The 4,589-nt window shown below is 73.5% G+C and carries 5 protein-coding genes and 1 pseudogene; 5 read left to right on the forward strand and 1 reads right to left on the reverse strand.

What is annotated here, in order from left to right:
• On the reverse strand, positions 1–344 hold a 344-nt coding region (locus tag RIM90_RS14560), incomplete at its 3' end, for a hypothetical protein (RefSeq protein ID WP_309061141.1).
• Here RIM90_RS14560 and RIM90_RS14565 point away from each other — a divergent pair.
• The 5 genes and pseudogenes from RIM90_RS14565 to RIM90_RS14585 all read left to right on the forward strand — a co-directional run.
• Complete coding sequence (locus tag RIM90_RS14565) at positions 343–984, forward strand: winged helix-turn-helix domain-containing protein (RefSeq protein ID WP_309061113.1); 642 nt, start codon at positions 343–345, stop codon at positions 982–984. The two genes, RIM90_RS14560 and RIM90_RS14565, sit on opposite strands and share 2 nt — an antisense overlap.
• Before the next feature lie 72 nt (positions 985–1,056).
• A complete protein-coding gene (locus tag RIM90_RS14570) occupies positions 1,057–2,091 on the forward strand; it encodes an SDR family oxidoreductase (RefSeq protein ID WP_309061114.1) in 1,035 nt (344 codons plus the stop codon).
• 52 nt (positions 2,092–2,143) lie between these two features.
• On the forward strand, positions 2,144–3,409 hold the full coding sequence (locus tag RIM90_RS14575; RefSeq protein WP_309061115.1) for a sensor domain-containing protein: 1,266 nt from the start codon (positions 2,144–2,146) through the stop codon (positions 3,407–3,409).
• Positions 3,394–4,047, forward strand: a complete 654-nt coding sequence (locus tag RIM90_RS14580; RefSeq protein ID WP_309061116.1) for a response regulator transcription factor — start codon at positions 3,394–3,396, stop codon at positions 4,045–4,047. The genes RIM90_RS14575 and RIM90_RS14580 overlap by 16 nt, the downstream gene beginning before the upstream one ends.
• A gap of 216 nt (positions 4,048–4,263) precedes the next feature.
• Positions 4,264–4,589, forward strand: a pseudogene (locus tag RIM90_RS14585) (hypothetical protein); the annotation flags it as partial.

Consider the following 4,589-nt stretch of genomic DNA (forward strand, 5'->3'; position numbering starts at 1 on the left):
GGGGAGTCCGCCGTGGGGCGCGAGGACCGCTGGGGCGTCCACGCAGTGAGAGACGGCTCCTGCCGGGGGCCGGCGTCTGCTTCAATGGGGCCATGGCCAGCTTCCGGAAGCTCATCGCGACGGGTCGCCATGACCTCGAGCCCTTCTGGCCCTCCCGTCAGCACGACGACTTCGACCGGGTGTGTTGCCGCGCGTTGAACGCGCCGGCCCTGTAGAAGCCGCACACCCCGGCCTTCGCCCGGCGCGAACCGCGTACGTCCCTCGACGAGCCCGACCACGAACACGCGGCCGTCGACCCGTCCGACGAACGACGAACCCTTCGCGCGAAAGAGCTGACGTCTCATGGCGACCACCCGTCCCCTGTCCTCCGCCCCCTCCCTGTCCTCCGCCCCTTCCGCCCCGCTCGACGTCCCCGCGCCCGGCCGCCCCCGGCACCGGCTGCGTGCCGTCGACCGGGACGGCGACGGGGGCCTCCCCCGCTCGAACGCGGTGGAGATCCCGGGGAAGACCGTCGCGGACCTGCTGCCGCCGGGCACCACCTGGCTGCCCGCGCCGCAGCACAGCCTGCCCGTCCTGCCCGGTCGTCCCCCGATGGTCGGCTACCTCGTGCTGGTCCCCGCCGACCGGCAGCCGCCGTTCCCGGTGGCGGTGCCGGACCCGGCCGGGTCCGGCGGCACCGAACCGGGCGGCGACCCGCTGATCCGCGTCGACACCGTGCGGCGCACCGCCGAGGTGGACGGCCGGCAACTCGAGCTCACCTACCTGGAGTTCGAGCTGCTGGCCCATCTCGTGGCGCACCCGGGCCGGGTGCACACCCGCGAGCAGCTGGTCGCCACGGTGTGGGGCTACGGCCACGTGGGCGACGGCCGCACCGTCGACGTCCACATCGCCCGGCTGCGCCGCAAGCTCGGCGCCGAGCACCGGGACGCGATCCGCACGGTGCGCCGGGTCGGCTACACGTACCGGCCGCCGAACGGGCGCTGAGACCGGCCGGTCCGGTCTGCCGACAGCAGATCCGCGTTCCCTCGCGCCACCAAACCGGGCAGAGTCACCGGCATGAGACTTCTGGTGCTGGGTGGTACGGAGTTCGCGGGCCGGGCCGTCGTCGAGGCGGCCCTCGGCCGGGGCTGGGAGGTGACCGTCTTCCACCGGGGGCGGCACGGGGCACCGCCGGGCGTGCGGACGCTGCTGGGCGACCGCACCGCGCCCGACGGCCTGGCCGCGCTCGACGAGGACCCCGGCGCGTGGGACGTCGTCGTCGACACCTGGTCGGCCGCCCCGCGCGCGGTGCGGGACTCGGCGCGGCTGCTGCGGGACCGCGCCGGGCGGTACGTGTACGTGTCGAGCTGCTCGGTGTACGCGTGGGCCCCGCCCGCCGGGTACACCGAGCAGGCTCCCCTGGTGGAGGGCGCCTCCGCCGACGCCGGCCACACGGAGTACGCGCAGGACAAGCGGGGCGGGGAGCTCGCCGTCCTGGACTCCTTCGGCGCGGACCGGTCGGTGCTGGTGCGCGCCGGGCTGATCCTCGGGCCGTACGAGAACGTGGGCCGGCTGCCCTGGTGGCTGACCCGGATGGCGCGCGGCGGCCCGGTGCTCGCCCCGGGGCCGCGTGACCTGCCGCTGCAGTACGTCGACGTCCGCGACCTCGCCGAGTGGATCCTCGACGCGGCCGAGCAGGAGCTGAGCGGGCCGTACAACCTGATCTCCCCGCAGGGGCACGCGACGACGGGCGAGCTGCTCCGGGCGTGCGCCGAGGTGACCGGTGGTGCGGCCGAGCTGCGGTGGACCGAGCCCGAGGTGATCCTCGAAGCGGGCGTCGAGCCGTGGACGCAGCTGCCGGTGTGGGTGCCGCCGGACAGCGATCTGCACGATGCGCTGCACTCCGCGGACGTCTCCCGGGCGGTCGCGACCGGACTGCGCTGCCGCCCGGTCGCCGAGACCGTGGCCGACACCTGGCGCTGGCTCCAGGACATCGGCGGCACCGCGCCGCAGCGCGCGGACCGGACGGTCAAGGGGCTCGCCCCGGAGGTGGAGGCGAAGGTGCTGGCGCGCGTCGACGGCGTCGGAGGTGTAGATAGCATCACCTCCTGACCGGGGGGCTCGGCCCAGTGACCCGCGTGCCCCGCTCGGCCAGACTTGTGCCATGACCATCGACACGAAGAGCCGCGGCGGGCGGACCATGGGGCGGGGCATGGCGCTCGCCGCGGTACGGGGGCTGGCACTGTCACTGGTGGCGCTGTCGGGGGCGCTGGTGTGCTTCGTGCTGGCCTTCGTGTCCATCGCGCTGGTCCCGTTCGGGGTCGGCATCGTCACCACCCCGTACGTGCTGGCGGGGGTGCGGGCGTTCGCGAACTGGCGGCGGGTGCTGGCGGCCGAGTGGGGCGGGGTGCGGATCCCGCCCGCGTACCGGCCGCTGCCCGAGGACGCCGGTCTGCGGGAGCGCACCTTCGGCATGCTGCGCGACCCGGCGACCTGGCGGGATCTGTGGTGGCTGCCGGTCGACATGTCCGCGGGCTTCGTCACCGCGCTGCTGCCGGCCGTGCTGCTGTTCTACCCGTTGGAGGGATTCGTCCTGGCGGCCGGGCTGTGGCGGGTGATGCCCGACGTGTACTGGTACGGCTTCGTGCCGATCAGCGACCAGACCTCCGCGCTCGGTGCCGGTGTGCTCGCCCTCGTCCTGCTGTTCCTCGCGCACTTCCTCGTCCCGCGCACGCTGGACGTCCACTTCCGGCTCACTCGCGCCGTCCTCGCGCCCGACCAGGGCGAACTGGCCGAGCGGGTCCGGGTGCTGACCGAGACGCGGCGCGACGCCGTGGACACCTCCGCCGCCGAACTGCGGCGCATCGAGCGGGATCTGCACGACGGGGCGCAGGCGCGGCTGGTCGCGATGGGCATGGACCTGGGGACCATCGAGGCGCTGCTCGACAAGGACCCGGCGAAGGCGAAGGAGCTGATCGCGCAGGCCCGTCAGTCCTCCATGGAGGCCCTGTCGGAGCTGCGCGAGCTGGTGCGCGGCATCCATCCGCCGGTGCTGGCCGAGCGCGGGCTGGGCGACGCCGTGCGGGCGCTGGCGCTCCGGCTTCCGGTGACCACCGAGGTGAACGTGGAGCTGCCCGGGCGGGCCCAGGCACCCGTGGAGTCGGCCGCGTACTTCGCCGTGAGCGAGGTGCTGACCAACGCGGTCAAGCACTCCGGTGCCGACCGCATCTGGATCGACGCGCACCACGCGGACGGGCATCTGCGGATGACCGTCACCGACAACGGCAAGGGCGGCGCGGTGATCGGGGCCGGCTCGGGACTGTCCGGGGTCGAGCGGCGACTGGGTACATTCGACGGCGTCCTGGCCGTCAGCAGCCCCGCCGGCGGTCCCACCATGGTCACCATGGAGATCCCTTGCGCGTTGTCCTAGCCGAAGACCTCTTCCTGCTGCGGGACGGACTCGTCCGGCTCCTCGAAGCGCACGACTTCGAGATCGCGGCGGCCGTGGAGTCCGGGCCCGAACTGGCCCGGGCGCTGGCCGAGCTGGAGCCGGACGTCGCCGTCGTCGACGTACGGCTGCCGCCGACGCACACCGACGAAGGGCTGCAGTGCGCGCTGGACGCACGGCGCCGGCGGCCCGGGCTGCCGGTGCTGGTGCTCTCCCAGCACGTGGAGCAGCTGTACGCGCGGGAGTTGCTGGCCGACGGCAGCGGCGGCGTGGGGTACCTGCTGAAGGACCGGGTGTTCGACGCGGAGCAGTTCGTGGACGCCGTACGACAGGTGGCGGCGGGCGGTACGACGATGGACCCGCAGGTGATCCAGCAGCTGCTGGCGCGGCAGTCGGGCGGCGACCGGTCGCTGGCGCGGCTGACGCCCCGGGAGCTGGAGGTGCTGGAGCTGATGGCGCAGGGGCGGACCAACGCGGCGATCGCGGCCAAGCTGGTGGTGACGGAACGGGCGATCGCGAAGCACACCGCGAACATCTTCACCAAACTGGGGCTGGAGGTCTCGGACGACGACAACCGGCGCGTGCTGGCGGTTCTCGCGTATCTCGACCACGGCCGGTGAAACCGGGCCCGGCCGCGCACCCCCCGTGGGCGATCAGCAACTCCCGGTGTTCCAGGGGCTGTTGACACCCCTGTGTCCGTACGGATTTCTCGTCGATTTCCGGGGCGGGTGAACACTCCCGGAGCGGCTCCCGTACTCAAGGGAGCCGCTTCACTCCTGTCGGGCCGCTCGATGCCCCGCAACGGGATGCCCCGCAAGGAAGTTCAGAGGAGTTCCATGGGACGCAACACAAGGAAACGCCGTACGCCGCTGGCCACCAAGGCCGTAGCCGGGGCGGCGGCCCTGGCGCTCGGTGGGGGCGGGCTGATCTGGGCGAACTTCTACGCTTCGGCGCACGAGAAGGACTCGCCGGACAACCGGACGAGGTCCGGCGCGGCACAGATCGCGACGATCAACTGCCCGGACGTCGGCCAGAAGCTGACGAAGGTGCCGAGGAGCGCACGCAGGGGCGTCGCGAGGGAGCTGGCGCTGCTCGACCGGCAGATCACGGACGCCTACACGCGCCTCGCGGAGACGCGCCAGGCCCAGGCGGGTGACGCCGG

The sequence above is a fragment of the Streptomyces sp. genome (genome assembly GCF_031181555.1).
Taxonomy (GTDB): domain Bacteria; phylum Actinomycetota; class Actinomycetes; order Streptomycetales; family Streptomycetaceae; genus Streptomyces; species Streptomyces fimbriatus.

Excerpts from the sequence above, each read along its gene's own strand:
- RIM90_RS14570 (WP_309061114.1), top strand. The coding sequence starts at position 1,057 with ATGAGACTTCTGGTGCTGGGTGGTACGGAGTTCGCGGGCCGGGCCGTC.
- RIM90_RS14575 (WP_309061115.1), top strand. The coding sequence starts at position 2,144 with ATGACCATCGACACGAAGAGCCGCGGCGGGCGGACCATGGGGCGGGGC.
- RIM90_RS14565 (WP_309061113.1), top strand. The coding sequence starts at position 343 with ATGGCGACCACCCGTCCCCTGTCCTCCGCCCCCTCCCTGTCCTCCGCC.